This is a genomic window from Sphingomonas astragali (assembly GCF_051400615.1).
Classification (GTDB): Bacteria; Pseudomonadota; Alphaproteobacteria; order Sphingomonadales; family Sphingomonadaceae; genus Sphingomonas.
Window position 1 is genome coordinate 133,263 of the sequence record NZ_JBLFFH010000003.1, and the last position, 25,716, is coordinate 158,978.

Consider the following 25,716-nt stretch of genomic DNA (forward strand, 5'->3'; position numbering starts at 1 on the left):
CCGTCCGTCCGGATCGAGGCGATACCAGTGCTCCTGCGAAGGCAGGAGCCCAGGCCACAAGCGACGCCCGGTAATCCAAAGCTCCTGCCTGCGCAGGAGCACGATTCCACTTCCTCGGATCGGCTAAACCTCGTCGATGAACCCGGCGAGCGTGTCGAGGCAGGCGTGCGCCAGCCGCTTCGACCGCTCCGGCGACCAGCCGAACTCGGCGTCGGGGTTCGGGTCATGGTCCTTGAACGGCATCTCCAGCGTCATCGCCACGGCGCCGTAGCGCTCGGCGAGCTGGTTGGTCGACATGCTGAGGTTGGCCTTGCCCGGCGCGGCCTTCTCATAGCCCTTCTCGATCTGGAACTCGGGCGTCGCCGCCGCCAGCCGCCGGGCATATTCGTAGAATTTCTCGCCGAGCGCGTCTGTCCAGCCCGGGATGCCCTCGAACCCGGCGAGGAAATTGGCCGGAATCGCCTCGTCGCCATGCACGTCCATCGCGAAGGCGACGCCGGTCTCGTCCATCGCATTGCGCACGCACAGCACCTCCGGGCTCTTCTCCGGCGACGGCATGTGCCATTCGCGGTTGAGGTTCACGCCCGCGGCGTTGGTGCGAAGGTGCCCGCGGAAGCTGCCGTCCGGATTCATGTTGGGGACGACGTGCAGCGTCGCCTTCTCGCGCAGCGTCCGTGCGGTCGGATCGCCGAGGTCGACCAGCTTCTCGAGCGCGCCCTCCATCCACCATTCGGCCATCGATTCGCCGGGGTGCTGGCGCGCGTAGAGCCACACCTGCCTGGGACCCTCGCCCATGTGCAGATAGTCGATCGCCCGCCCGTCGAGGCTCTGGCCGAGCTCGCGATGGGTGACGCCGGGCCGGAGCGCGATGCGTGCGATCAGCTCGTCGTGCCGCTCCATCGAATAGGGCGCGAAATAGGCGAACCAGGCGAGCTCGGTGTCGAACCGGTGCGTCCAGGTCAGCACGCCGTCGGCATAGCCGGTGTCCGGCGCCATCCGCCACGCGATGCGGTCGGTCGATACGCGCGCCTTGTACCCCGGCCAGCCGAACGGATAGGCCGATCCCGCGCAATTGACGATGCGGAAGGTCAGCGTCCGCCCGCGCGCGCCGGCGACGCGGAAGTGGAACCACTGGTAGAAATCGGACAGATGGTCGCGGACGATCTCGAGGTCGACGCGGTCGCCCTCCTGCCCGACCACGCGAATGTTGCCGCTGTCGAACGCGGCCGAAATCTGGATGGTCATGGCACGCTGATAGTGATGCCAGACTCTCCGGGAAACCCCTTGAACAGCGCGGCCGCCAGAATGTCGGCGGTCGAATCGGGCTGGCCGGCGCGTTCGATGCCTTGGCGCTGCGCGCGGCCTTCCCAGATCGTCGTGCCGTCGCTGCGGCGGCGCAGCTGCACTGCCAGCTCGGTCGCGAGGATCGCGCGCCGCTTGCCGCGGCCGATGCCGGTGGCCGTGCTGATCCCGCCGCCGACCCCGGTGCGGCGGCCGAAGCTGGCGCCGCCGATGCCGAGGCCGATGGAGAACGGCGGCGGGCTCTCGACATAGCCGGCGTCGGTGCGGCGGAAGGCGACCGCGGCGATATATTGCGACGGCGATCCCTGCGGCGCCGGCTGGAAGCCGAGCCTGGCGAGCTCGCCCGCCACCGCATCGGCATAGAGCTGGAACTCGGGACTGATCGTCTGGTTGGTGGAGAGTGGCTCCAGCGCCACCGTGCCCGGCGCGATCGGCTGGCCGAGGTGATAGCGGGTGACGTCGGTCGGACCGCCCCGGCCGCCGCCGGTGGTCGCGCAGCCGGCCAGCGCCGCCGCCAGGATCAGGATCGCCGTACGCTTCATCATGGCACACTCACCGAAAGATTGGTTTCGCCCGGGAAGTTCCGGAACAGCGCCTGCGCCAGCTTCGGCGCGACGGTGGCGGGAGCGTCGTTCCGCGTTCCTCCCACCTGCGCCGTGACGGCGCGGCCTTCCCACGCCGGTTTCGTCTCGCCGCGCCGGCTGATGCGGACCTGGAGCTCGGTCGACATGAGACTGCCGACGCGCGATGTGTTGGAGGGCAAGGTGACGCCGAGCGTGGCGCCGACTCCCCGGCCCAACCCGCCGCTCGTCGCGCTCGCGCCGTCGACCGGCGCATCCGAGGTCACTGCCCCGCGGGCGGCGCGCGTCACCGTCACGCTCGCGACATAGCGGCCGTGGCCGGCGCCGGGCAGGGCGGTGAAGCCCTTGTCGATCAGCGCCTGCTCGACCGCGTCGGCAAAGACCTGGTCCGCCGCGGTAGGCTTGCCGCCGCTGCCCGCCGGCAGCTCGACAGAGACCGTGCCAGGCGTCAGCGTCGTCGGCGATGGCACGTCCGCCGCCTGAACCGGCGCCAGCGCCGCGGCGGCTGCAGCCAACATGGTCAGCAAACCCATACGCTCCTGCCTCCTGGGCGCGGGCGCGCCTGGGGATCAACCGTTACGCCTGCGTCCCCGTTCCCTCAAGTGCTTACGCGGCAGGACGAAAAGTGCTGCGATAGGCGAACAATCCAGGCGTGCCGCCGGTCATGACGAACAGCACGTTCGAGCCGGCCGCGAACTCGCCGCTCCGCACCGCCGTCAGCAGGCCGGCGAACGCCTTGCCGGAATAGACCGGATCGAGCAGCAGTCCCTCGGCCCGCGCCATCAGTCGCACCGCGTCGACCATCCCATAGGTGGGGATGCCGTAGCCCGGCCCGCGCTCGTCGCCGATCACGTCGATCGCATCCGGGTCGATCTCCGCGCGCTCGTCAATCAGCGCCAGCGTCGCGCGCGCCTTGTCGAATGTCGTCCGGCGGCTCGCCTCCTCCTCGGCGAGCACGGCATAGGATGTCACCACCGCCGGCGATCGCCCGAGCGCGGCATAGCCTGCGGCGAGCCCGGCATGGGTGCCGGCGCTGCCGTTCGCGACGATCACGCGGTCGAACTCGACGCCCAGCTTCTGCGATTGCTGCACGATCTCGTCGGCGCAGGCGGCATAGCCCAGGCATCCGACCGGCGACGATCCGCCGGACGGCGCGACATGCACCTTGCGCCCCTCGCGCCGGAGCGTCGCGGCGCACTCCTCGGCATAGGCGAGCGAATCGGCCGAGCCGGGCAGGTCGTGGATGGTGGCGCCGAACAGCTCGTCGAGCAGGACGTTGCCGTTCTCGGTGTAATCCGCCTCCTCGCGCGGCACGCTGCGCGTCAGCACCAGCTCCGCGGCGAGCCCGACCCGAGCCGCCGCGGCGGCGCTGAGCCGCGCGTGGTTCGACTGGCGCGCGCCCACCGTGATGAAGGTGTCGGCGCCGTCGGCGATCGCGGCGCCGAGCAGGAACTCGAGCTTGCGCAGCTTGTTGCCGCCCCCGCCGATCGGGGTCAGGTCGTCGCGCTTGGCGTAGAGGACGACGCCCTTCGCCGCCTCGCCCAGCGCCTCCTCGATCCGATACAGCCGCTGGATCGGCGTCGGCCCGTCGATCAGGCGGGTGCGGGGGCGGTTGCGAAGGGCGGCCTCCAGGTCCATGCGCGATCCTCATGCTGGCGTTTCGCCGGAGATGCGCCATGCGCGGTGGTTGCACAACCGTCCCGCCCCGCCTTGACTTGCGGAGGCCGCGCCGCTAGGCGGGCGCCTCATTTTTCCAGCGAACATCGCCAGGCACGAAACGGGATCGGTCATGAAGATCGTGAATTCACTGAAGTCGCTCAAGGATCGGCATCGCGACAACCGCGTGATCCGCCGCCGCGGGCGCATCTACGTCATCAACAAGACCAACCGCCGCTTCAAGGCCCGCCAGGGCTGAGCGCCGTGACCCTGGGGTAGCGGCACCGGCCCGCTCCCCCACCCGGCCGCCCATAGGGTAGCCTGGCTGGGTGGCCGGGTGGGGGAGTGGGCCGGTGCCGACCACGAAGCATCCGCGCGCCGTCATCTTCGATGTCGGCAACGTCCTGTTCCACTGGCATCCGCGGTTCCTCTACGAGCGCCTGATCGAGGACGATCGGGCGCTCGATGCGTTTCTGCGCGACGTCGTCACCCACGAGTGGCATTTCCAGCATGACGCCGGTCGCCCCTTCGCCGAGACCTCGGCCGAGCTGGCCGCCCGCTTTCCCGAGCATGAGACGCTGATCGCCGTCTGGGGCGAGCGCTTCACCGATTCGATGGACCGCCCGGTCGCCGGAATGCTCGAGCTGGTGCAGGAGCTCGACGAGGCGGGCGTGCCGCTGTTCGCGATCACCAATTTCTCGGGGGAATTCTTCCCGCAGGCCCGCCGGCGCTGGCCGGAGACCTTCGACCGCTTCCGCGACATCGTCGTGTCGGGCGACGAGAGGCTGCTGAAACCCGATCCCGCCATCTACCGCCTCGCGCTCGCCCGCTTCGGGCTGGAGCCGGGCGAGGCGCTGTTCGTCGACGACAATGCCGCCAATGTCGAAGGCGCGAAGGCGGTCGGCATCCATGGCGTGCTGTTCACCGACGAACCGGCGTTCCGGGCAGAACTCCGACGCGTGGGATTGCTTGCCTGAACGATCCTCCGTGTGTACATTGTGTGCACGGAGATGAAGCCATGGAAATGTCGGTCCGCGAAGCCCGTGCGCAATTCGCCGCTGCGTTGGCGGCGGCGGAGCGCGGCGAGCGCGTGACGATCACCAAGAACGGACGACCGGTCGCGGAGCTGGGCCCTCCCCGTGCTGCGGAGCCCGAGCGCAAGGGCGGGGTCGACTGGGAACGGATCGAGCGCGTCCGCAAGGACATGGGGTTGGACAAGCTGCCCCCGTTGCCGAAGGGTTGGGAGGAGGAATTCGACGATCCCGCCTTCAGTCGCGAAGTCTTAGGGCTGGATGACGATTGGGAGCCCTATCGTCCTTGAGCGTCCTGCTCGACACTCATTTCGTGATCTGGCTCGCGGAGGGCGGCGCGGAGTTGACGCCGCGCGAACGGGCGTTCCTCGATGCGCAGGAGGAGCGCGCCTGGATCTCGGCCGTTTCGATCTGGGAACTGCGGATCAAATGGTCGAAGGTGAGTCGGAACGGCGAACGCAAGGGCGCGTTGGCGCCCGAGGCGGCGATGCTCTTTGCCGATAAGGCGGGAATCGAGGTCGCGCCGATCACTGGCGCCGACTGCGTTGCGACGTTGCACACGCCGCTTTTCCACAAGGACCCCTTCGACGAGATGCTGCTCGTCCACGCCCAGCAACGCGGCGCCCGGCTCCTGACCCGCGACCGCGGTCTCCAGGGTCACCCGCTGGTCGTCTCGCTGTAGCGCTTCAGCTCGTCGCCGATCACCCGCACGACATGGAGCACGTTGGTGCTCCCCGGCGTCCCGAACGGCACGCCCGCGCATACGATCACGCGGTCCCCGGCAGCGGCGATGTGCGTGCGCAGCGCCATGCGCTTGGCCTTGGCGACCATCTCCTCGAAATTGCCGACGTCGCGGGTATGCACCGCGTGCACGCCCCACAGCAGGCCCAGCCGCCGCGCGGTCTCGATCTTGGGCGTCAGCACCAGGATCGGCACCGACGGGCGCTCGCGCGCGATGCGCCGCGCGGTCGAGCCCGACATGGTGAAGCAGATGATCGCGCTCGCCGACACGATGCCCGCGATGCTCTTGGCCGCCTCGGCGAGCGCATCGGCGGTGGTGGGATCGGGCTTGGTGATGGTGAAGTGGACGCGGTCGCCGTGCGCGGGGTCGCGCTCCACCGAATCGGCGATCGAGTTCATCATCGCCACCGATTCGACCGGCCAGGCGCCCGCCGCGCTCTCCGCCGACAGCATGATCGCGTCCGCCCCGTCATAGACCGCCGTGGCGACGTCCGACACCTCGGCGCGGGTCGGCGTCGGCGCGGTGATCATCGATTCGAGCATCTGCGTCGCCACCACCACCGGCCGGCCCATCCGCCGCGCGGTCTCGACGATGCGCTTCTGGAGCGGCGGCACCGCCTCCGGCGGCAGCTCGACACCGAGGTCGCCGCGCGCCACCATCACCCCGTCGCAGCCCTCGACGATCTCCTCGAGCCGCGACACGGCGGAGGGCTTCTCGATCTTGGCGAGCAGCGCCGCGCGCCCCTCGATCAGCCGCCGCCCTTCGGCGACGTCCTCCGGCCGCTGGACGAAGCTCATCGCGACCCAGTCGACGCCCTGGTCGAGCGCGAACGCCATGTCGCTGCGGTCCTTGGGGGTAAGCGCCGCCATCGGCAGCACCACGTCGGGAACGTTGAGGCCCTTGGAGTTGGACAGCGGCCCGCCGACCACCACCTCGGTGACGATCTGCTCCTCGTCATGCTCCAGCACCTTGAGCACCAGCTTGCCGTCGTCGAGCAGCAGCCGCGCGCCGGGCTCGATCGCCGCGAAGATCTCCTTGTGCGGCAGCTCGACGCGGGACGAATCGCCCGATGTGGTCGAGCGGTCGAGCAGGAAGCGCCGGCCCGTCTCCAGTGTCACTCGCCCCTCGGCGAACTTGCCGACGCGCAGCTTCGGCCCCTGCAGGTCCGCGAGGATCGTCGTCGGCCGGCCATAGGTCTTCTCGAGCGCGCGGATCGCCTCGATCACCGGCGCCTTCGAGGCCTGGTCGCCATGGCTCATGTTGATGCGGAAGGCGTCCGCGCCGGCCACGAACAGCCTCTCGATCATCTCGGGCGTGTTGCTCGCCGGGCCGAGCGTGGCCAGCACGCGGACCTTGCGGGAGCGCGGATGGATCGTGCGGGTCATGTGCTGGCTCCTGTCGGCTTGCGTGGGCGCGTCTAACGCGTATTGCGGAGCGATCAACCGGAGAACGGGCAATGGACGATCTGGACGCACTGGACGACCGCGTCGCGGCCGCCGCATTCCACCGGCTGGTCCGGCACCTGCGCCGCCGCAGTGACGCGCAGAACGTCGACCTGATGGGTCAGGCGGGCTTCTGCCGCAACTGCCTGGCCGAATGGATCGCCGAGGCCGGGCATTTCGACAAGGCGCGTGCCCGCGAGATCATCTACGGGATGCCGTTCGGGGAATGGAAGGTGAAGCACCAGACCGAGGCGACGCCCGAGCAGTTGAAGCGCATGGAGGAGAGCGTCGCCAGGAACGCCGCGCTCGACGAGGCGCTGGCCGACACCTTCCCGGCGAGCGATCCGCCGTCGATGACGGAGCCCCGTTGAGCCGACGCGCGGCTTCGCCTAAGGGCCGCCCTTCACACCTGATGGAGATATATGAATGAGCGACGTCATCGCCGCCGAGCAATTGCGCCTGCTGATCGAGCGCATCGAGCGGCTTGAGGAAGAGAAGCGCGGCATCGCCGACGACATCAAGGACGTCTATGCCGAGGCCAAGTCGACCGGCTTCGACGTCAAGACGATGCGGTCGATCATCAAGCTGCGCAGGATGGAGAAGCACCACCGCGACGAGGCGGAGGCGCTGCTCGAAACCTACAAGGCCGCGCTCGGGCTGGCCTGAAGCGCTTTTCCTGTTCTAGAGACGAGCCATGGCAGGCCATTCCAAATTCAAGAACATCATGCACCGCAAGGGCGCGCAGGATAAGAAGCGCTCCGGCATGTTCTCCAAATTGAGCCGCGAGATCACCGTCGCGGCCAAGATGGGTCTCCCCGACCCGGACATGAACCCGCGCCTGCGCGCCGCGGTCAACGCCGCCAAGGCGGCGTCGATGCCCAAGGACAACATCCAGCGCTCGATCGACAAGGCGAGCCGCGGCGATGCCGAGAACTACGAGGAGGTCCGCTACGAGGGCTTCGGCCCCGGCGGCGTGTCGCTGATCATCGAGGCGCTGACCGACAACCGCAACCGCACCGCCACCAACGTCCGCACCGCGGTCAGCAAGAACGGCGGCAACCTCGGCGCCTCGGGCTCGGTCAGCCACGGCTTCGATCGCATGGGCCTGATCACCTATCCCGCGAGCGCGGGCGACGCCGAGAAGGTGTTCGAGGCGGCGCTGGAGGCGGGCGCGGAGGATGTCAGCTCGAGCGAGGACGGCCACGAGATCTGGACCGCCCAGGCCGACCTGCACGAGGTCGCCAAGGCGCTCGAGCCGGTGCTGGGCGAGGCCGAGGCGGCCAAGCTCGCCTGGCGGCCGCAGACGATGGTCGAGGTCGGCGAGGGCGATGCCGCGACCTTGTTCAAGCTGATCGACGCGCTCGACGACGACGACGACGTCCAGACCGTCTGGGGCAACTACGAGGTTCCCGACGAGGTGATGGAGAAGCTGGGTTGACCCAGCTCCTCCCCGGCATGAGCGCCGGGTCGGGCCATCCCCCGGACGGCCCTTGATCGTGCGGGGCACGATCAACCCGACGCTGGGGACCATTCGCGCAGCGAATGGTGGAGGGGGCCCGCGATGCAGGACTCGCACGCGCGTCGCTGGCGGACTGCTGCTGTGCGCTCGCGCAAGCAGATTGGTTCTCGCGAAGGCGCGAAGGCGCGAAGAAGAGGAAGAAGAAGTTGTTCGCGCAGAGGCGCAGAGGCGCAGAGAGGTTTTGCCGGTAACACCTGTCTCGCGTCGGCGGGACCTTATCGCCTGGAGCACTCCCGAAAGAGTGAAAGCCGCTGGAACGGCTGAGATTGCCGCAAGCGACGTATCTCTGCGTCTCTGCGCCTCTGCGCGAACTTCTCTCCTCTTCTTCGCGCCTTCGCGCCTTCGCGAGAACCAATGATCATCCTCGGCCTCGATCCGGGCCTCGGCACCACCGGCTGGGGCCTGATCCGCGCCGAGGGCAATCGCCTGAGCCACATCGCCAACGGTCGCCTCGTCACCGACGCCGCCGCCCCGCTGCCGCGCCGGCTCGCCCATCTCGACGCGATGCTCGCCGCCCTGATCGCCGACCACGCCCCCGATACGGCCGCCGTCGAGGAGGTGTTCGTCAACGCCAACCCGCAATCCACCCTCAAGCTCGGCCAGGCCCGCGGCGTCGTGCTGTGCGCGGCGGCTCGCGCGGGGATCGACGTCGGCGAATATGCCGCGCGGCTGGTCAAGAAGGCGGTGGTCGGCGTCGGCAACGCCGAGAAGGCGCAGGTCCACGCCATGGTCACGCGCCTGCTCCCCGGCGCCAAGATCGACGGCCCCGACGCCGCCGACGCGCTGGCGGTGGCGATCTGCCACGCCCATCACGCGGCGACGGCGCGGCGGATCGGGTAAAGCGCCCCGTCACCGCTGCCAACGGCTTGGACTCTCGCCCGCGATACCCCAAGATCGGCGGCACCGTGACAAGGGAGGCGTACCCATGCCCGATCCCGTGCCGGCAGACCGGCACCATGTCGTCGTGGTCGGCGCCGGCTTCGGCGGTCTCCAGACGGTTCACGACCTCGCCGGCGCGCCCGTGCGCATCACCGTGGTCGACCGGCGCAATCATCATCTCTTCCAGCCGTTGCTGTACCAGGTCGCGACAGCGTCGCTCGCCACCTCCGAGATCGCCTGGCCGATCCGGCATCTGCTGCGCCGGCGCCGCGAGGTCGCGACCCTGCTCGCCACCGTCGTCGGCGTCGACGAGGCGGAGCGCCGCGTCCTCCTCGACGACGGCGCGACGCTGGCTTACGATACGCTGGTGATCGCGACCGGCGCGCGCCATGCCTATTTCGGCCACGACGACTGGGAGCCGTTCGCGCCGGGGCTGAAGACGCTCGAGGATGCGACCACGATCCGCCGCCGCATCCTGCGCGCGTTCGAGGAAGCCGAGCGCGAGCCCGATCCGGAACGGCGCCGCGCGCTGCTGACCTTCGTCGTCATCGGCGGCGGCCCGACCGGCGTCGAGCTGGCGGGAACGATCGCCGAACTGGCGCGCCTGACATTGGTTGACGATTTCCGCAATTTCGACCCGCGAGCGACGCGCGTGATCCTGATCGAGGCGGGGCCGCGCGTGCTCCCCGCCTTCACCGAGGATCTCTCGCGCTACGCACAGCGAGCGCTCGAGAAGCTGGGCGTGGAGGTCAGGCTGGGGCAGCCCGTGACTGATTGCACCGCCGCCGGCGTGGCCTGCGGAGACGAATGGATCGCCGCCTCGACCATGGTCTGGGCGGCCGGCGTGCAGGCCTCTCCTGCCGCGGAATGGGTCGGCATCGCAACCGACCGCGCCGGCCGTGCGATGGTCGAGCCCGACCTGACCGTGCCGGGCCATCCCGAGATCTTCATCATCGGCGACGCCGCGACGATCGCCGGCCCCGACGGCCGGCCGGTGCCCGGCATCGCGCCGGCGGCCAAGCAGCAGGGACATCACGTCGCGGCGGAGATCCGCGCCAGGCTCGGCGGGAAAGCCTCCGGCAAGCCGTTCCGCTACCGGCACGCCGGAAGCCTGGCGACGATCGGCAAGCGCAAGGCGGTGATCGACTTCGGACGATTCAAGCTGCGCGGCGCGATCGCGTGGTGGATCTGGGGATTGGCGCACATCTATTTCCTGATCGGAGTGAGGAACCGGCTGAGTGTCGCGCTGAGCTGGCTCTGGAACTACATGCGCGATCAGCGGGGCTCGCGGCTGATCACGCAGGGCTCGACCGCGAGCGCATCCGACCCGAGGCCGATGCGGGACAAATCCGACTGAGCGCCAGATCCGCGGCTACCGCCGCCCGACGCATTTCCCGCTTTCCTACATCGTATCGTTCCTGTTACGTACCGGCCATGACCGGCTCATCGACCGCACCTCGGAACGCCATCCTCCCCGGCGCGTGCCGCGCGGGAGCCGGCATTCATGTCGTTTTCCCGGAACTTTCGGAACCTTCGGGGCGGCCGGCGTGATCGCGCATCTCAAGGGTATCCTGACCTCCACTGCCGCCGATCACGCCGTGATCGACGTCGGCGGCGTCGGTTATCTGGTCGGCGCCTCGGCGCGCACGCTGTCCGTGCTGGGCGCGATCGGGGACGGGGTGATCGTCCACACAGAGATGCTCGTCGGCGAGGATTTCATCCGCCTGGTCGGCTTCGCCACCGCCGAGGAGCACGACTGGTTCCGCCTGCTCACCGGTGTGCAAGGCGTCGGCGCGCGAGTCGCGCTCGCGATCCTCTCCGCGCTCGCGCCCGACGAGCTCGGCCGTGCGGTGTCGGCACAGGACAAGGCGATGGTCGCCCGCGCCAACGGCGTCGGCCCCAAGCTCGCCGAGCGCATCGTCCGCGAATTGAAGGACAAGGTCGGCGGCATCGCGATCGGCGGCGGTATCGCGTCCGCCGCACCTGCCGGCAGCGCCGCCGCCGATGCGATGTCCGCGCTCGCCAACCTCGGCTTCCGCCAGGCCGAGGCATCGAGCGCCGTCGCGGCGGCGGAGGAGGAGCTGGGTCCCGGTGCTGGCCTCGACGCGCTGGTGCGGCTCGCGCTCCGGAAAGCGGCGAAATAATCAGGACTTGTTGCGACTTGCCAACAACCGCTCGGAGGCATAGCCTCTGCCGCGATCAAGTCAGGAGGGCGTGTATGAAGCGGCTTCTTCTTGTGACGACCAGCGCGTTGCTGGTGTTTCCCGACATCGCGATGGCGCAGGCGACGACCCGCCCTGCACCTGGTCAGGAGCGTCCGGTCGGCCGGCCACAGGTCCAGCCGCCGCGGCCCAATCCCGGCCAGGGGGTAAGGCCGCCGCAGCCGCCGCGGCCCAATCCCGGCGGGCCGGCGATCCAGCCGCCGAGGCCCAATCCGGGCGGGCCGGCGATCCAGCCGCCGCGGCCCGGCCCCGGCCAGGGCGTCCGTCCGCCGCGTCCACAGCCGCCGGTAGTCCGTCCGCCGCGCCCGCGGCCGCCGCATCGACCGGGCTATCGTCCGCCGAACTTCCGCCCGCTCCCCGCGCCGGTGTTCCGCTATCCGCGCGGCTATCGCTACCGGCGCTGGTCGATCGGCTTGCTGCTGCCGAGCCTGTTCCTGTCGCAGGCCTATTATTACAACGGCTATGGAAACTTCGGCTTCGGGCCGCCGCCGCGCGGCCATCGCTGGGTCCGCTACGGCCCTGACCTGTTGCTGGTCAACGTTCGTACCCGCCGTATCGTCGACGTGATCTACGGCGCGTTCAGATAAGGAGTGGCCGATGAGATGACGGTCGGCGTCGGTCGCACTCGACAGGGGCGGGTGCGAACGGGTAGGGAACATTCCCGCCGATGACCGACGCCGACCGCATCCTCACTGCCTCCCGCCGCGCCGAGGATGTCGACGCGGCGCTCCGGCCCAAGACGCTCGACGAGTTCGTAGGGCAGAAGGGCGCGCGCGAGAACCTGCGCGTGTTCATCGATGCTGCCAGGGGGCGCGGCGACGTGCTCGACCATGTCCTGTTCTTCGGCCCCCCCGGCCTGGGCAAGACCACGCTCGCCCAGATCATCGCCCGGGAGATGGGGGTCGGCTTCCGCGCCACCTCCGGCCCGGTGATCGCCAAGTCGGGTGATCTCGCCGCGTTGCTGACCAACCTCGAGGACGGCGACGTCCTGTTCATCGACGAGATCCACCGCCTCAATCCTGCGGTCGAGGAGGTGCTCTACCCGGCGATGGAGGACCGCGCGCTCGACCTGATGATCGGCGAGGGGCCGTCGGCGCGCTCGGTCCGCATCGACCTGCCGCGCTTCACCCTGGTCGGCGCCACCACCCGCCAGGGCCTCTTGACCACGCCGCTCAGAGACCGGTTCGGCATTCCGGTGCGGCTCAACTTCTACACCGTCGACGAACTGCTCCGCGTCGTCACCCGCGCCGCCGGCCTGCTCGACCTCCACGTCGCCGAGGACGGCGCCCGCGAGATCGCGAAACGCTCCCGCGGCACCCCGCGCATCGCCGGCCGCCTGCTGCGCCGCGTGCGCGATTTCGCCAACGTCGCAGGGACGGAAACGGTCGACGCAGGCACCGCCGACCGTGCGCTCAATCGGCTGGAGGTCGATGCGCTCGGCCTCGACGCGATGGACCGGCGCTATCTCACCATGATCGCCGACGTGTACCGCGGCGGCCCGGTCGGCGTGGAGACGTTAGCCGCCGGCCTGTCCGAGCCGCGCGACACGATCGAGGAGGTGATCGAGCCCTATCTCATCCAGATCGGCATGATCGCCCGCACCGCCCGCGGCCGCTGCCTCAACGCCGCCGGGTGGAAGCACCTGGGCCTCGATCCGCCGACCAACGCGCAGGACGGTCTGTTCGATTAGGGCGCCGCGGCGTGCTCCCTGCGGACCCGCTCTGCCCGGGGCGTGAGCGGGCAGCCCCTGGACGCCAGGACATCGACAACCTTGGCCGCATTGGCGAGGCTCGCCACGTTCCCGGCAAGGGACCGCAGCGAGCTCTTGAACTCGATCACGACGTTCATGGTCCCGATCGCCGTACGCACGTCGACCGAGGAGATGTCGGAATAGGGATGCCGCTCCGCCCCGATGACCTTGAATTCGATGCCGTCCGAATCGAGCCGCAATCGATGTCCGACGTTGGCATGGCTGATCGCGATCCAGGGGATTCCCTTCAATCCCCTGAACGTGGCCGCGACCGGGACGTCGATGCTGCCGTCCGGATCGGCGACGACCGGCAGCGCCGCGACCTGGCGTAGCCTCGACCTGACGTACGCGAGCATCAGCCAGTACGTCGCGCCGATGAAGAGCGCGACGACGGCGAAGAACAGGGCGAACACCAGATCGCTCATGGAAGCGAGCGCCGGGCCGGTCAGTGCCCGGTCGTGTTCGACGGCGCGGCCGGCCCGATTTGGGAGGACGGCGGTGTCGGGATTCCGGTCGGGGTCGGCTGTGCCTTCGGCCCGAAATGGGAACGCGGCAAGGCGGGGGCCTCGACCTGCGGCACCGGGGGCAGCGGCGGCCGGCTCCGCGTCATCAGGTACAGGATGCCTGCGATCGCGACGATCAGCAGGGCGGCGGAAATACCGAGCAGTGTCTTCCGCCAGAGCGCCAGCGGCGGTTCCATCGCGTCGGCCGGCACCGCCTGCGAGCGGAAATAGCCGACGGCCGCGCCGATCAGCGTCGCGCCGACGATGGCGCCCAGCCCCTGGCCGATCATCACGCCGGCAGAGGGCAGCGGCTTGGCCATGATGATCGTCAGGCAAGCGATGATGAAACCGAGGGCGAAGCCGACGGTGGCCGAGCGGATGACCTTGGCAGTCCGAACACGCATGGATTTCTCCCCTTTTGGCTCGTCGACATGAACGGCCGGCTGCGGTTCCGAACGTCCTATCTGCTGCGACAGGCCGAATCCATCGGCGAACCGTTGATATCGCGGCGGACTTTGGCCATGCAGGCGTGCCGAGCTGCGGCGTCTGCGGCGATGCGCCTGTCGCGTTGTCCTACCCGCGCGCCCCAATCCACGCTGCCCCGGCCATTGCCGATCACGAGGTCAGGCCCTAGGCGTTGACGCCATGACCGCCGAGGCGACCGACCTGCCGCTCGAAGGACGCTTCGAGGGGATCGAGCACCGATTCCCGGTGCGCGTCTATTTCGAGGACACCGACCTGTCCGGCGTCGTCTACCATGCCAATTACCTGCGCTTCATGGAGCGCGCCCGCTCGGCGATGCTGCGCGCCGCTGGCATCGACCAGCGCGCCGCGCACGAGGCGGGCGAGGGCACCTATGCGGTCAGCGACATCCACATCCGCTATCTCGTCCCGGCCAAGCTCGACGACACGCTGTCGGTGATCACGCGGCTGGAACGAATCCGCGCCGCCTCGGTAGTCATTCATCAGCGAGTCATGCGCGGCGGGCTTTTGCTGGCCGAAGCTCGCGTCGAGGCGGCCTTCGTCGCACCGAACGGCCGCGCCCGTCGACAGCCGGCCGAATGGGTGAGAAGGTTCGAAGCTCTCGTGGACAAGGGGAATTGACCAGGTGGATTTGCTAGCCAACCCGAACGCCGCGACGCTGTCGCCGGTCGCGCTCTTTCTCCAGGCCGACTGGGTGGTGAAGGGGGTGATGATCGGCCTCATCCTTGCCAGCATCTGGACCTGGGCGATCATCATCAGCTTCCGTTTCAGGATCGGCGGCATCCGCCGCAACTCCGACCGGTTCGAGGCCGAGTACCGCAAGGCCGCCGACATCGACGCCTTCCACCGCATCAACGGCGACAGCCCGCTGCCGATCGCCAAGGTGTTCGCGGCCGGCGTCGCCGAATGGCGCCGCTCGACCGGCGGCAAGCGCATCGACCGGGAGGGCACGCGCCAGCGGCTCGCGACCGCGATGGGATCGGCCGCCGCCGCGGAGGTCGACCGCCTGTCCGACCGGCTCAACGTCCTCGCCACGATCGGAGCGGTGGCGCCGTTCGTCGGGCTGTTCGGTACCGTCTGGGGCATCATGCGCAGCTTCACCGCGATCGCCGGCGAGCAGAACTCGTCGCTGGCGGTGGTCGCCCCCGGCATCGCCGAGGCGCTGTTCGCGACCGCGATCGGCCTGTTCGCGGCGATCCCGGCGGTGATCGCCTACAACCGCTTCAGCCACGCCATCAACCGCATCGAGGCGCGGCTCCACCGCTTCGCCGACGGCTTCCATGCGACGCTGAGTCGCCAGCTGGATTCGGGCGAATGAGGGAGATGCCCCCAATCCTCCCCGTCCCGAGGAGGGGCTGAGCATGGCGATGAACCTCCCCTCCCAGCATGGTCGCGGGCGGCGTATGCCGATGGCGGACATCAACGTGACGCCGCTGGTCGACGTGATGCTGGTCCTGCTGATCATCTTCATGGTGACGGCGCCGCTGCTCACCGCCGGCGTGCCGGTGAACCTGCCCGACAGCCGCGCCAAGGCGCTCGAGCAGGACCAGAAGCCGGTCGACATGGCGATCGACGGCCAGGGCCGCATCTTCATCGACAAGACCGACGTCACCGCGACGCTCCCCGACGCGCTCGCCGATCTCGCGGCGCAGGGCAGCCCGGACAAGCCGCGGCAGGTATTCCTGCGCGCTGACACCGGCCTCGACTACGGCCGGGTGATGCGGGTGATGGGCGAGCTCAATCGCGCCGGCCTCAACCGCGTCGCGCTCGTCACCAACGCATCGAGCGAGGGGCGCTGAGGGTGGACCGCGCCGAGAAGATCGGCCTGGGGTTGGCTGCGGCGGGGCATGTCCTGCTGTTCGGCCTGCTCTCGGTCGGCTTTCTCGCCACACCCAACCCGCTGAAGCTCGAGAGCAAGCCGATCGACATCTCGCTGGTCGATGCGGTCAGCCTCAAGTCGGCCGCCCCCGCCGCGACCGAGCCGCCCGCCTCCAGCCAGGCGCCCGACACCGGCCCGCCCGAGGAGGCGCCGCCCCCCGCCGAGGCGGTCGCCGAACCCCAGCCTGCGCCGCCCGTCGCCCAGCCGGCGCCATCCCCGCCGCCGAGGCCCGCGCCCGTCGCCAAGCCGGAGCCGCCCAAGCCCGCGCCTGCCAAGCCGTCGCCGGCCAAGCCCGCCCCCGCCAAGTCCGCCACCAAGGCCGCCCCGGCGCCGACCAAGGCAGCCGGCACCAATCCCGCCGCGACCAAGCCCAAGCCGCGCGGCAGCCTGCTCGGCGACGATTTCCGCAAGAGCCTTGCCATCTCGTCCGACAAGGGGCGCGGCGCGGCACCGCGCGCCCAGGCGGTGTCGGCGCAGGCGGTCGCCGGACTCGCCGACGCGATCGCGCGGCAGGTCCAGCCCTGCGCCAACCGCGTGCCCAATCCGGGCCCGGGCGCCAACCAGATCCGCTCGCGTCTGCGCCTCCAGATGGCGCGAGACGGCACGCTGGCGGTGCGGCCGACCCTGATGGGGCAGACCGGCGTCAACGACGAGAACCAACGCTACGCCCGGCGCGTCGCGGAGCTCGCCACCGCGGCGATCATGCAATGCGCCCCCTACACCTTGCCGGCCGAGCTCTACGAGAACGGCTGGAAGGACATCATCATCAACTACAAGCTGCCAGGGTGAGGGTAGCGAGGAGAAAGCGATGCTAGGCCTGTTTCAAAACCGTCATGCCGGACTTGTTCCGGCATCTACCGTGCAGCACGGGCTTCGACCGGCGGGTGCGCGGACGGATGGACCCCGGCACAAGGCCGGGGTGACGGCGTATGTATGGCGAGGGCTGGCCCTCGCCCTGGGCCTCGGGATCGCCGTTCCCGCCGCCGCCCAGGTCGAGGTCGACGTCGTCGGCGGCATCTCCGCGCCGATGCCGATCGCGATCCCGCCGATGCCGACCCCGGCCGCGCAGGGCACGCCCGCCGGCAGCACCGACGCGCTCGGCCGCCAGGTGGCCGAGGTCGTCACCAACGATCTCAAGAACTCCGGCCTGTTTAGGCCGCTCGGCCCCGAGCAGCTCCGCGCCGTCAGCATGGACCAGGTCACCGCGCCCGACTTTCCTTATTGGGGCAGCACCGGCGCGCAGGCGCTGGTCGAGGGCTTCGTTCGCGCCAACGGCGACGGCACGCTGACGGTCGGCTGCTACCTCTACGACGTGTTCGCCAAGACCGAGCTCACCCGGCAGGGCTTCGTCGTCTCGCCCGCCGACTGGCGCCGCGGCGCGCATAAGTGCGCCGACACCGTCTACACCCGCCTCACCGGCGAGGGCCCCTATTTCGACAGCCGCATCATCTATGTGTCCGAGACCGGTCCCAAAAAGAAGCGCATCAAGCGCCTCGCCATCATGGACCAGGACGGCGCCAACCACCGCTTCCTCACCAACGGCCAGTCGATCGTGCTGACGCCGCGCTTCGCGCCCAACCAGCAGCAGATCGTCTACATGAGCTACGTCAACGACAAGCCGACGATCTACGTCTACAACCTGGGCTCGGGCACGCAGCGCCGGCTGGTGACGACCAACAACCTCGCCTTTGGCCCGCATGTCTCGCCGGACGGCCGCTGGGTGCTGTTCTCGATGGCGGTGGCGGGGAACACCGACATCTACCGCGTCCCCATCAACGGCGGCTCGCCGCAGCGGCTGACCAACAGCCCGGGGATCAATACCGGCGGCAGCTATTCGCCCGACGGCTCCAGGATCGTGTTCGAGAGTGACCGCTCGGGCACGCAGCAGCTCTACGTGATGAATGCCGACGGATCGAACCAGCAACGCATCAGCTTCGGCGGCGGCCGTTATGCGACACCGGTATGGAGCCCGCGCGGCGACCTCATCGCCTTCACCAAGATCACCGGATCGTTCCGCATCGGCGTCATGTCGGCGTCGGGCGGCAACGAGAAGATCCTGACCGAGGCCTGGGGTGACGAGGGACCGAGCTGGTCGCCCAACGGCCGCGTACTGGTGTTCTTCCGCACCGCCCAGGGTTCCGGCAAGGCCGATCTGTGGTCGGTCGATCTCACCGGCGTCAACGAGCGCCGCATCCCGACCCCGCTCGACGGATCCGATCCGAGCTGGGGACCGTTACGCCCCTGAAAGAGTTTTTAAGCGTCAGAGTTCCACCGTTCCCGTCGCCGACGGGCCAATCTAGGGAGATGCCGACATGGCCAAAACCACAACCAGACTGATCATCGCCGCGGCGCTGATCGCCACCGCCGGCTGCGCGAAGAAGACCCCGCCGGTGCTGCCGCCCGAGCCGGTCGGCAGCCAGCCGGGCACTGGCCCGACCGAGCCGAGCGGCCCGGTGACCGACACGGTGGTGCCGGGCAGCCAGCAGGACTTCCTGCGCTCGGTGCAGAGCGACACCGTCCATTTCGCGCTCGACGCCTATGACATCGATCCCGAGGCGCGCACGATCCTCGACAGCCAGTCGACCTGGCTGCAGCGCTATCCGAACGTGCGCATCACCATCGAGGGCCATTGCGACGAGCGCGGCACCCGCGAATACAACCTCGCGCTCGGCGATCGCCGCGCCAACGCCGCCAAGAACTATCTCGTCGCCCGCGGCATCGACGCCAGCCGCATCAGCACGATCAGCTACGGCAAGGAACGCCCGGTCGCGATGGGCTCCGACGAGGCGAGCTGGGCCCAGAACCGCCGCGCGGTGACGGTGACGCTGCAGTAAAATTCCCTCTCCCGCTGGGAGAGGGAAGGGGCCCGCTGCCGAAGGCAGTGGGAAGGGTGAGGGTGACGACAGCCCTCACCAACACCCTCACCTTTCCGCCGCCTTCGGCGGCTCCCTCCCTCTCCCGTTGGGAGAGGGATTTTTGTTGCGACTCACATCGCAACGATATAAATCTGATATCACTTTAATAGGAGGGAAGTGATGTCGGACCTCAATCGGTCGAACCTGCAGCGAAGCCAGGAGCGCCCCGCGGCCTCGACGAGCGGCTACATCATGCTGCTGGTCGCGCTGGTGGCGTTGGCGGGGATGATCTGGGGCGGCAGCATGATCGACACCAACGCCCTGGGCTTGCCGGTGCTGATCGTCGCGGTGCTGGTGTTCGTGCTGATCGTCCCGGGCTTCTACATGCTCCAGCCCAACCAGGCGGCGGCGATCACGCTGTTCGGCAGCTACAAGGGCTCCGACCGCACCACGGGCCTGCGCTGGGTGCTGCCCTGGTACGCGCGCAGGAAGGTGTCGGCGCGCGCCAACAACATCATCTCCGACCGCATCAAGGTGAACGACCTGCGCGGCAACCCGATCGAGATGGCGGCGCAGGTGGTGTGGCGCGTGACCGACACCGCGCAGGCGCTGTTCGACGTCGACGACTATAAGGCGTTCGTGAACGTCCAGATCGAGGCGGCGGTGCGCACGATCGGCTCGCGCTACCCCTATGACGACTTCGAGCATCAGGAAGTGACCTTGCGCGGCAACCACGATCAGATCGGCGCGGAGCTGCGCGAGGAGCTGATCGCGCGGCTGCTGGTGGCGGGCATCACCGTCGACGAATGCGGCTTCACCCACCTCGCTTACGCGCCGGAGATCGCCCAGGCGATGCTGCGCCGCCAGCAGGCGCAGGCGGTGGTCGCCGCGCGCCAGACTTTGGTCGCGGGCGCGGTCGGCATGGTCGAGATGGCGCTCGAGCAATTGAGCGCGAAGAACGTGGTCGAGCTCGACGACGAGCGCCGTGCGGCGATGGTCTCGAACCTGATGGTGGTGCTGTGCGGCGAACGCGACACCCAGCCGGTGGTCAACACGGGCACGCTCTACCAGTAAGGCTCGGGCAATGGCGGTTCCCTCCAAGAAGGCGTTCCCGCTGCGCCTCGATCCCGCGCTCCATGCGGCGATCGAGCGCGCGGCGGCGAGCGACCTCAGGAGCGTCAACGCCGAGGTCGAATGCCTGCTGCGCGAAGCGCTCGCGCGCCGCGGGGTGAAGCTGGCCGATCCGGCCCCGGTTCGGCGCGGGCGCCCGAAGAAGGAAGAAGGAGACAGGCAATGATCGGAGTGTTCACGCGCAATCCCCGCCCGCTCGCGGCGCTGTTCGGCGCGCTGGCCGTCGTCGGGCTGATCGTGGCGTTCGTCCGGTGACCGCGAGCCGGCGCGACGACGACGCCTGGTTCGCGCCGAAGCGCTACGGCTTTGGCGCGGGCCTGCCGATCGCCTGGCAGGGTTGGGTGACGTTGGCGATCTATTCGGCCATCGTCATCCTCACCGGGGGAGCATTGGTCCCGCGGCACCCGGTTCCCGCCGTCGTCATCATCCTCGCCGCGACCGCCGCGTTCCTCGTCATCTGCGCGCATCACACGCGCGGCGGCTGGCGATGGCGCTGGGGAGGAGAGGATTAGAGCAGGTCGACATCTATGAGCCCCTCCTAACCCAGCGCCTCATCGAGTAGCCGGGCGAGACGCAGGCCGCCCTTCACCACCTGCTCGCGCGCCGGCCCGACCAGTCTCGCGATCGTCGCCTCGTCGAGGTTCGCCCGCGCCGGCTGCGGACCGCACGGATCGCCGAACGCGCTCGCATAGACCACGTCGCGCGCGATCTTCCACGAATCGCGGCTCCAGTCCTCGACGCTGCCCGCCGCGATCCGCCGCCGCTCGACGGGCGGGTAGCGGCGCACCAGCGACGGCGGCGTCGAGATCGCCCGCTCGGCGAGCCAGCCGTCCCAGATCGCGTGCAGGTTGAGCCGCTCGGGGCCGTAGACGCCATAGTCCGCCGGCACCTTGTTCCCGCCCTGGTCGTGCCGCTCACCGGCGTGGAGCGGCTGCGAGAGGTCGCCGACGAAGTGGATCAGGAACGTCAGCGCCTGCACCCGATCGCGCGGCGAGGTGCGACGGTCCTTGAGCAGCGCGACGTCCCGCTCGATCTGCGCCGACACGCAATTGCCGTCCTTGCACGCGGGCTCGAGGTCGAACGGCGCGCAGATGTCGACGTCCTGGAAATGCCAGGTATAGGCGAAGTCGAACGGCCGCTTGCCGTCGGCGTCCTTGATCGTCTTGATGCAGTCCGCCCAGGTGCTCGCGGTCTCGATCGTGTTCGCCGGGCATTGCGGGGTGCCGAGCAGCCGTGCCTCGGCTAGCAGCCGCCGCACCGCCAGGCGCGTCGACGGCTTCACATTGGCCATCGCGATCTTGGCGACGGTCTCGTGGCCATATTCCCAATAGGCAAAGGCGGGGGCGGGGAGGGAAACGGCGGCGAGCGCGAGCAGCGCGAGGACTCGGCGGAACATGCGGCGGCGATTAGCCGCTGGCAGCGGCCGACACCAGCTTCACCCCTCGTCCCCGAACATCGCGACAACCCGCTCGCGGGAGGCGGAGGCGCTGGCGCGATGCATTCCGGGGGTGGTGAAGTCCCATGCCATTGTTCCGTCCGCACCGGCCAGGATCACGCCGCCGGTGCCGCCGAGCGCCTTCACCTCGGCGAGCACCTCGGCGGCGGCTTCCGCCAGCCCCAGGCCGGCGAGCCGCACCCGCGCCTCGATCTCGTGCGCCGTGCCCACGCGCAGGAAGAACTCGCCCGCGCCGGTGCAGGAGACGGCACAGCTGCGGTCGTCGGCCCAGGTGCCGGCGCCCACCACTGGCGAATCGCCGATCCGGCCCCAGCGCTTGCCGGTGACGCCGCCGGTCGAGGTCGCCGCGGCGAGCCGGCCCGCCCGGTCGCGCGCCACCGCGCCGACGGTGCCGTATTTCATCTCGACGTCATAGGCATTGGCGCCGCGCGCGAGCAGCTCGGCGAGTTGGTGGCGGCGCTCCTCGACCACGAACCAGCCGTTGTCGACCTGCTCCGCGCCGATCTCGCGTGAGAAGGCGTCGGCGCCGATGCCGGCGAGGAAGACGTGCGGGCTGTGCTCCATCACTGCGCGCGCGAGCGCGACGGGGCTGCGCGTGAAGCTCACCCGCGCGACGGCGCCGGCGCGGCGGGTGGTGCCGTCCATGATCGCGGCGTCGAGCTCGGCGGTGCCCTCGCGGGTCAGCGCCGCGCCGCGGCCGGCATTGAAATGCGGATCGTCCTCGAGCACGCGCACCGCTGCCTCGACCGCGTCGAGCGCGGTGCCACCCGCGGCGAGCACGTCCGCGCCGGCATCGAGCGCACGGCCCAATGCGGCGCGGACGGCGGCCTCGGTCTCAGGCGAGGTCCGGCTGCGCTCGATCGCTCCGGCCCCACCGTGGATCATCAGCGTCCAGTCCGGGTTCGTCATGGCCGGGAGCCCTAGCAGAAGCACGAGCCCGCGCCACCCGCGGCCTGAGGCCGATCAGCGGCCTGAGCCAGCCGACCCCGCGCCCGATCAGGTAGAAACCCCAGCACGCCGCCACCGTCGCCGGCACCAGCACCAGGAACTCGCCGAGCGCGCCGACGCCGAGCGGCTTCACCCAATATTCGACCAGCACGATCGCGGTCTGGTGGATGATGTAGAAGGGGAAGACCGCTTCCGTCAGCATCGGTCGCCACTTATGGTCGCGATTCCAGAAGCGGCTGGCGATGCCGACAAGCGCCGCGATGGCCGCCCAGGTCTCGACGTCGCGGGCAATGCCGAAGACGGTGCCGACGTCGTCGCTGGGGAAGCTGAAGTCGGGCCAGGCGACGAGCAGCGCCGCGATCACCATATAAGCCGCGACGGCCAGCGCCGCCGAGACCTTCCAGTGCGCGATCAGCGCTGCGATCACCGGCCGCGACCCGGCGAGGCCGAAGCCGAACAGGAAGGCGGGGACGTAGCGGACGTGGGCGCCCAGGTCGTGGATCAGGTCGTGCGTGTCCTCGTTGCGGTGGAACAGCACCGTCTGGATCAGCACGACGTAGAGGATCGGCAGCCATACCACGCGCGCGCCACCGCCGAACAGCCGATCGAACGCCGCCTGCGCCCTAGCACCGTTCGGCACCAGCGCCAGCAGCGCGGCAAGGCCCAGCGTATAGACCCACAGGTAGAGCACGAACCACAGATGGTTCCACGTCGGCATGACGATGCCGAACAGCGTGCCGAAGCGGAAATAGTCGGCGGCCCAGAAGTGCAGGAAACCCGCCTGGTAGCCGTGCTGCACCGTCACCTCGACCCAGCTCTGCGGCGGCACCACCACCGCCATCCCGAACAGCAGCGGGATCAGCAGCCGGCTCGTACGGCTCCTGAGGAACGCGCCGATCCCCGGCGATTTCAGGAGCAGCGCCCGGCTGGCGTAGCCCGACACCAGGAACAGCAGCGACAGCCGCCACGGGCTCGTCAGGAACATCGGGATCTCGACCCAGGCCATCGGCTGGGCGGTCTTGATGTGGAACCCCCACGGCACGAACACCATGCCGATGTGATAGAGGATCAGCAGCGCGAACGCGCCGACCCTCAGCCAGTCCATTCCGTAATGCCGTTCCATGGCGCACCTCCTTTCATGTGGTGCGGCGGTCGCTAGGCGGACGGCTTCGCGACGGGTATCGGTGAGGGCCGGATGGCGGCATCATCGGGACGATGGACGAGACACGGCGGATGAGCGGCGGGTGGCGCGGGATGAACGGGACGCAGCGCCGGATCATGCTCGGCGCGGTCGGCCTGTTCCTGTTGATCGTCGTCGTCATCATGATCGCCAACGCCGAATCGACGCTGAGCGATCTCGCGGCCAACGGCGTCCATATCCGCCCCGATCTGGTGTGGTCGTGGGAATGGACCAGCATGATCGGCTGGCTCAGCGTCTATCCGTTGCTGTGGATCGCAGTGGCGCGCATCCGGCCGCCTCGCGTGTCCTGGCCGGTCGTCGCCGTGGCGCTGGTGCTCGGCAGCCTCGCCGCCTCGGGCTGGCACATCGGCGTGATGGTGGCGCTGCGCCACATCTACTACGACGCGGTCGGCTCCGGGCCCTATCGCTTCTTCGGCGTGATCCCCGAGCGGCTGCTCTACGAATACCGCAAGGACGTCGCGACCTATCTCCAGTTCGTCGCGTTGGCGGCGATCGTGCAATGGCTGATCGCCCGCGCCGCAACGCCGCCTGCCGCGCCGCCGCACGCGCTCGCCATCGCGGACGGTGCGGTCACGCACCATGTTCCGGTCGACGAGATCGAATGGGTCGCCTCGGCGGGCAACTATGTGGAGATCGGCTGGCGGGCGCGGACGCTGCTCCACCGCGCCACGCTTTCGGCGACCGAGGAATCGCTGGGGCCGGAGTTCGTGCGCATCCACCGCGGCCGGCTGGTGCGCCGCGCCGCGATCCGCCGCGTCGAGAGCGAGCGCAGCGGCGACTTCACGGTGACGCTAGAGAGCGGGGCGGAGCTTCGCGGCAGCCGGCGCTACCGGCTTTCCTGACAGGCCGATCAGCGGCCGCAGCCAACCGATGCGCCGCCCGATGAGATAAGCGGCCGCGGAAGCGCCGATGCTCGCCGCCGCCAGCAGCGCATACTCGATCCGGGGGTCAAACCCCGTGTCGAGCGTCCACCACGCCACGATCACGATCGTCGTATGGTGGATGAGGTAGGCGGGGAACACCGCCTCGGCGAGCGGCCTGCGCCAGCGATGGTCGCGGTTGAGGAAGGTGTCGGCAAGGTGGAACAGCGCCAGCACCATCCACCACGCCATCGCCACCCGCGCCGCGCGGTCGAACGCGGCGATCGCGTGCGGGGGCAGGGTGTCGGCGGGATAGGCGACCTCTATGGCGATCACGATCGCTCCCGCCGCCACCGCCGCGGCCAGCGCCGGCCGCCAGACGCGTGCGATCATCGGCCAGGCGGCGGCGTTGCCCGCGACGACGAAGCCGAAGGCGAAGATCGGCCAATATTCGACATGGGCGCTCCAGTCGGTGAACAGCCCCTGGCGCTCGGGCACGACGAACATCAACGATAGCTTGGCGACGGTCAGCACTGCAGGCGGCACCCACAGCAGCCGCCGGCGCTCGCCGAGCCACGCAAGCAGCCGGTCGCCCCAGCCGGCGCCCCACCGCGCCGTCACGGCACCGAGGACCATCGTATAGCCCCACAGATAGACGACGAACCACAGATGCTCCCAGTTGGGGAAGACCACTCCCCAGAAGCGACCCCAGCGCCAATAATCGAGCGCCCAGAAGTGGAGATAGCCGTTCGGATAGCCATGCTCGCGCACGCGCACCCACATCTCGATCGGCACCAGCACCGCCATGCCGAACGCGAGCGGGACCAGCAGCCGCGCATGGCGCGATCTCAGGAACGCGCCGACGCTTGGACTGCGGCCGAGCAGCTTGCGCGAGGCATAGCCCGAGACGGCGAACAGCAGCGCGAGCCGCCACGGCGTCAGCGCCGCCAACGGCGGGATCAGCGCCGGATAGGTGACCGGCCACTTCACCACCCAGCTCCACGGCGCGAACACCATCGCGGCGTGATAGAGGATCAGCAGAGCGAATGCGGCGATGCGCAGCCAGTCCATCCCGAAATGGCGCTGGCCGGCGGTAGTCGCGAACTGGGCAGCCGGCGGCTGGTGCAAGGGCTTGTGTCCATCGGCGCCGGACATGGCGCGTCGACGCGGACATAGCGCAGGCAGCGTAAGCGAAATGTTAGCGACGTTTCCGGGCGCGCGCCGGCCGCCGATCTGCTATCCTCGCCGGCGTCGACCGAATCCGAATCCGGTGGGG

Annotated in this window: 33 protein-coding genes; 22 read left to right on the top strand and 11 right to left on the bottom strand. The window is 69.4% G+C overall.

The genetic code is table 11. The features are described 5' to 3' along the window. Positions 1-123: 123 nt before the first annotated feature. The 4 genes from ACMGER_RS15145 to ACMGER_RS15160 form a co-directional block, all read right to left on the bottom strand. A complete protein-coding gene (locus tag ACMGER_RS15145; RefSeq protein WP_436813000.1) occupies positions 124-1,245 on the bottom strand; it encodes a M14 family metallopeptidase in 1,122 nt (373 codons plus the stop codon). Continuing rightward, positions 1,242-1,847, bottom strand: coding sequence for a DUF4136 domain-containing protein (locus tag ACMGER_RS15150; RefSeq protein ID WP_436813001.1), 606 nt, complete (start codon positions 1,845-1,847; stop codon positions 1,242-1,244). Before ACMGER_RS15150 ends, ACMGER_RS15145 begins: the two co-directional genes overlap by 4 nt. Then, positions 1,844-2,416 (bottom strand): DUF4136 domain-containing protein, encoded by a 573-nt coding sequence (locus ACMGER_RS15155; protein WP_436813002.1) that lies wholly within the window; start codon positions 2,414-2,416, stop codon positions 1,844-1,846. The genes ACMGER_RS15150 and ACMGER_RS15155 overlap by 4 nt, the downstream gene beginning before the upstream one ends. 73 nt (positions 2,417-2,489) lie before the next feature. Then, positions 2,490-3,521 (bottom strand): D-cysteine desulfhydrase family protein, encoded by a 1,032-nt coding sequence (locus ACMGER_RS15160; protein ID WP_436813003.1) that lies wholly within the window; start codon positions 3,519-3,521, stop codon positions 2,490-2,492. Between the two features lie 151 nt (positions 3,522-3,672). Here ACMGER_RS15160 and ykgO point away from each other — a divergent pair, with 151 nt between their 5' ends. The 4 genes from ykgO to ACMGER_RS15180 all read left to right on the top strand — a co-directional run bounded on the left by ykgO (position 3,673) and on the right by ACMGER_RS15180 (position 5,252). After that, the gene (ykgO, locus tag ACMGER_RS15165; protein WP_055755695.1) at positions 3,673-3,798 is read left to right on the top strand and encodes a type B 50S ribosomal protein L36; all 126 of its coding nucleotides are present in this window, start codon (positions 3,673-3,675) and stop codon (positions 3,796-3,798) included. Between the two features lie 94 nt (positions 3,799-3,892). Continuing rightward, entirely contained in the window at positions 3,893-4,516 is a 624-nt protein-coding gene (locus ACMGER_RS15170; RefSeq protein ID WP_436813004.1) for an HAD family hydrolase, read from the top strand. A 41-nt stretch (positions 4,517-4,557) separates the two neighbouring features. After that, a complete protein-coding gene (locus tag ACMGER_RS15175; RefSeq protein WP_436813005.1) occupies positions 4,558-4,860 on the top strand; it encodes a type II toxin-antitoxin system Phd/YefM family antitoxin in 303 nt (100 codons plus the stop codon). Continuing rightward, on the top strand, positions 4,857-5,252 hold the full coding sequence (locus ACMGER_RS15180) for a type II toxin-antitoxin system VapC family toxin (protein ID WP_436813006.1): 396 nt from the start codon (positions 4,857-4,859) through the stop codon (positions 5,250-5,252). The genes ACMGER_RS15175 and ACMGER_RS15180 overlap by 4 nt, the downstream gene beginning before the upstream one ends. Here ACMGER_RS15180 and pyk read toward each other — a convergent pair. Further along, a complete protein-coding gene (gene pyk, locus ACMGER_RS15185) occupies positions 5,228-6,697 on the bottom strand; it encodes a pyruvate kinase (protein ID WP_436813007.1) in 1,470 nt (489 codons plus the stop codon). The two genes, ACMGER_RS15180 and pyk, sit on opposite strands and share 25 nt — an antisense overlap. A 71-nt stretch (positions 6,698-6,768) precedes the next feature. On the opposite strand from pyk, the gene ACMGER_RS15190 reads away from it, so the two are divergent. The 8 genes from ACMGER_RS15190 (at position 6,769) to ruvB (ending at position 13,064) form a co-directional block, all read left to right on the top strand. Continuing rightward, complete coding sequence (locus ACMGER_RS15190) at positions 6,769-7,125, top strand: DUF1244 domain-containing protein (protein ID WP_436813008.1); 357 nt, start codon at positions 6,769-6,771, stop codon at positions 7,123-7,125. 55 nt (positions 7,126-7,180) lie between these two features. Continuing rightward, positions 7,181-7,420, top strand: coding sequence for a DUF2312 domain-containing protein (locus ACMGER_RS15195; RefSeq protein WP_436813009.1), 240 nt, complete (start codon positions 7,181-7,183; stop codon positions 7,418-7,420). 28 nt (positions 7,421-7,448) lie between these two features. Beyond that, positions 7,449-8,192 (top strand): YebC/PmpR family DNA-binding transcriptional regulator, encoded by a 744-nt coding sequence (locus tag ACMGER_RS15200; RefSeq protein WP_436813010.1) that lies wholly within the window; start codon positions 7,449-7,451, stop codon positions 8,190-8,192. Positions 8,193-8,627: 435 nt separating this feature from the next. Then, complete coding sequence (ruvC, locus tag ACMGER_RS15205; protein WP_436813011.1) at positions 8,628-9,113, top strand: crossover junction endodeoxyribonuclease RuvC; 486 nt, start codon at positions 8,628-8,630, stop codon at positions 9,111-9,113. Positions 9,114-9,198: 85 nt separating this feature from the next. Beyond that, a complete protein-coding gene (locus ACMGER_RS15210; protein ID WP_436813012.1) occupies positions 9,199-10,509 on the top strand; it encodes an NAD(P)/FAD-dependent oxidoreductase in 1,311 nt (436 codons plus the stop codon). Positions 10,510-10,699: 190 nt separating this feature from the next. Further along, positions 10,700-11,296: a Holliday junction branch migration protein RuvA gene (gene ruvA / locus ACMGER_RS15215; protein WP_436813013.1), complete on the top strand. Its 597-nt coding sequence runs from the start codon at positions 10,700-10,702 to the stop codon at positions 11,294-11,296. 74 nt (positions 11,297-11,370) lie between these two features. Continuing rightward, a complete protein-coding gene (locus ACMGER_RS15220) occupies positions 11,371-11,961 on the top strand; it encodes an RcnB family protein (protein WP_436813014.1) in 591 nt (196 codons plus the stop codon). 80 nt (positions 11,962-12,041) lie between these two features. Further along, positions 12,042-13,064: a Holliday junction branch migration DNA helicase RuvB gene (gene ruvB / locus ACMGER_RS15225; RefSeq protein WP_436813015.1), complete on the top strand. Its 1,023-nt coding sequence runs from the start codon at positions 12,042-12,044 to the stop codon at positions 13,062-13,064. Here the strand turns inward: ruvB and ACMGER_RS15230 are convergent. Continuing rightward, a complete protein-coding gene (locus tag ACMGER_RS15230; protein WP_436813016.1) occupies positions 13,061-13,537 on the bottom strand; it encodes a hypothetical protein in 477 nt (158 codons plus the stop codon). The genes ruvB and ACMGER_RS15230 overlap by 4 nt on opposite strands. Positions 13,538-13,569: 32 nt before the next feature. Beyond that, the gene (locus tag ACMGER_RS15235) at positions 13,570-14,031 is read right to left on the bottom strand and encodes a hypothetical protein (protein WP_436813017.1); all 462 of its coding nucleotides are present in this window, start codon (positions 14,029-14,031) and stop codon (positions 13,570-13,572) included. Positions 14,032-14,272: 241 nt separating this feature from the next. On the opposite strand from ACMGER_RS15235, the gene ybgC reads away from it, so the two are divergent. From ybgC to ACMGER_RS15280, 9 genes are all read left to right on the top strand, one after another. Beyond that, positions 14,273-14,731 carry a tol-pal system-associated acyl-CoA thioesterase gene (gene ybgC / locus ACMGER_RS15240; RefSeq protein ID WP_436813018.1) on the top strand — a complete coding sequence of 153 codons (459 nt, stop codon included), beginning with the start codon at positions 14,273-14,275 and terminating at the stop codon, positions 14,729-14,731. 4 nt (positions 14,732-14,735) lie between these two features. Beyond that, positions 14,736-15,428, top strand: coding sequence for a protein TolQ (gene tolQ / locus ACMGER_RS15245; protein ID WP_436813019.1), 693 nt, complete (start codon positions 14,736-14,738; stop codon positions 15,426-15,428). Between the two features lie 43 nt (positions 15,429-15,471). Next, positions 15,472-15,909, top strand: a complete 438-nt coding sequence (tolR, locus tag ACMGER_RS15250; RefSeq protein WP_436813020.1) for a protein TolR — start codon at positions 15,472-15,474, stop codon at positions 15,907-15,909. A gap of 2 nt (positions 15,910-15,911) precedes the next feature. Then, a complete protein-coding gene (gene tolA, locus ACMGER_RS15255; protein WP_436813021.1) occupies positions 15,912-16,778 on the top strand; it encodes a cell envelope integrity protein TolA in 867 nt (288 codons plus the stop codon). A 130-nt stretch (positions 16,779-16,908) separates the two neighbouring features. Continuing rightward, complete coding sequence (tolB, locus tag ACMGER_RS15260; RefSeq protein WP_436813022.1) at positions 16,909-18,234, top strand: Tol-Pal system beta propeller repeat protein TolB; 1,326 nt, start codon at positions 16,909-16,911, stop codon at positions 18,232-18,234. A 67-nt stretch (positions 18,235-18,301) separates the two neighbouring features. Next, positions 18,302-18,823: a peptidoglycan-associated lipoprotein Pal gene (gene pal / locus ACMGER_RS15265; RefSeq protein ID WP_436813023.1), complete on the top strand. Its 522-nt coding sequence runs from the start codon at positions 18,302-18,304 to the stop codon at positions 18,821-18,823. A gap of 201 nt (positions 18,824-19,024) precedes the next feature. Next, a complete protein-coding gene (locus tag ACMGER_RS15270; protein ID WP_436813024.1) occupies positions 19,025-19,918 on the top strand; it encodes an SPFH domain-containing protein in 894 nt (297 codons plus the stop codon). A gap of 10 nt (positions 19,919-19,928) precedes the next feature. Continuing rightward, complete coding sequence (locus tag ACMGER_RS15275) at positions 19,929-20,141, top strand: type II toxin-antitoxin system antitoxin (protein WP_436813025.1); 213 nt, start codon at positions 19,929-19,931, stop codon at positions 20,139-20,141. Positions 20,142-20,226: 85 nt separating this feature from the next. After that, positions 20,227-20,487 carry a hypothetical protein gene (locus tag ACMGER_RS15280; RefSeq protein ID WP_436813026.1) on the top strand — a complete coding sequence of 87 codons (261 nt, stop codon included), beginning with the start codon at positions 20,227-20,229 and terminating at the stop codon, positions 20,485-20,487. 26 nt (positions 20,488-20,513) lie between these two features. On the opposite strand, the gene ACMGER_RS15285 is transcribed toward ACMGER_RS15280, so the two are convergent. Genes ACMGER_RS15285 through ACMGER_RS15295 form a run of 3 tightly spaced genes read right to left on the bottom strand, consistent with a single transcriptional unit; the run spans position 20,514 to position 23,502 of the window. Then, complete coding sequence (locus tag ACMGER_RS15285; protein ID WP_436813027.1) at positions 20,514-21,371, bottom strand: S1/P1 nuclease; 858 nt, start codon at positions 21,369-21,371, stop codon at positions 20,514-20,516. 39 nt (positions 21,372-21,410) lie between these two features. Continuing rightward, the gene (locus tag ACMGER_RS15290) at positions 21,411-22,340 is read right to left on the bottom strand and encodes an isoaspartyl peptidase/L-asparaginase family protein (RefSeq protein WP_436813028.1); all 930 of its coding nucleotides are present in this window, start codon (positions 22,338-22,340) and stop codon (positions 21,411-21,413) included. After that, positions 22,267-23,502: an acyltransferase family protein gene (locus tag ACMGER_RS15295; RefSeq protein ID WP_436813029.1), complete on the bottom strand. Its 1,236-nt coding sequence runs from the start codon at positions 23,500-23,502 to the stop codon at positions 22,267-22,269. The genes ACMGER_RS15290 and ACMGER_RS15295 overlap by 74 nt, the downstream gene beginning before the upstream one ends. Positions 23,503-23,594: 92 nt before the next feature. Here ACMGER_RS15295 and ACMGER_RS15300 point away from each other — a divergent pair, with 92 nt between their 5' ends. After that, positions 23,595-24,422 (top strand): LytTR family DNA-binding domain-containing protein, encoded by an 828-nt coding sequence (locus ACMGER_RS15300; protein ID WP_436813030.1) that lies wholly within the window; start codon positions 23,595-23,597, stop codon positions 24,420-24,422. On the opposite strand, the gene ACMGER_RS15305 is transcribed toward ACMGER_RS15300, so the two are convergent. Next, complete coding sequence (locus ACMGER_RS15305; protein WP_436813031.1) at positions 24,372-25,568, bottom strand: acyltransferase family protein; 1,197 nt, start codon at positions 25,566-25,568, stop codon at positions 24,372-24,374. The genes ACMGER_RS15300 and ACMGER_RS15305 overlap by 51 nt on opposite strands. Positions 25,569-25,716 lie beyond the last annotated feature (148 nt).